Below are 505 nucleotides of genomic sequence, written 5' to 3' on the forward strand. Positions count from 1 at the left end.
GAGGAGTCGGTGTGGACTATCGAGCGGGCCAAGAAGGCTGGACTGTTCACGAACAAGAAGTACGAGACCGAACCGGAGAACATGCTGTACGCCCGGGCGACTGCGGAGTGCGCGCGCAGGGTCGCTCCGGATTGCCTGCTCGGTATGCCGTACTCGCGTGAGGAGATGGAAGACGTCCGGCCGACGCGTGTCACCTCGCAGCGTGAGGATGGTCAGCGGATTTCTGACAGCCTCGGCATCACGACCGCGCCACCCGAACCGCAGCCTGAGGTCGCCGCTGAAGCGGAGCCTGCGCCTGCACCGGTCGATGTCACCCACCTCGACGAGTTCAACGAAGGCCCCTCAAATCCGGTCGCGGAACCGGACATCGCGCAGGTAGAAGACGCCGTCGCGGAGGAGATGATCACGGCGGCGCAGCTGAAGAAACTGCATGTCGTCCTCGGAAAGGAAAGCCTGACTACTGACGTCAGCAAGCATGACTGGCTGTCGAGCAACCTGCACCGAG

Annotated in this window: 1 protein-coding gene; it reads left to right on the forward strand. The window is 63.2% G+C overall.

Annotated features, from left to right (window positions below):
* The coding region (locus AC3XQU_RS22875; protein ID WP_489876452.1) for a hypothetical protein at positions 1 to 505 on the forward strand (505 nt) is incomplete at both ends.

The organism is Telluria sp. AZSoR62, from assembly GCF_058111565.1.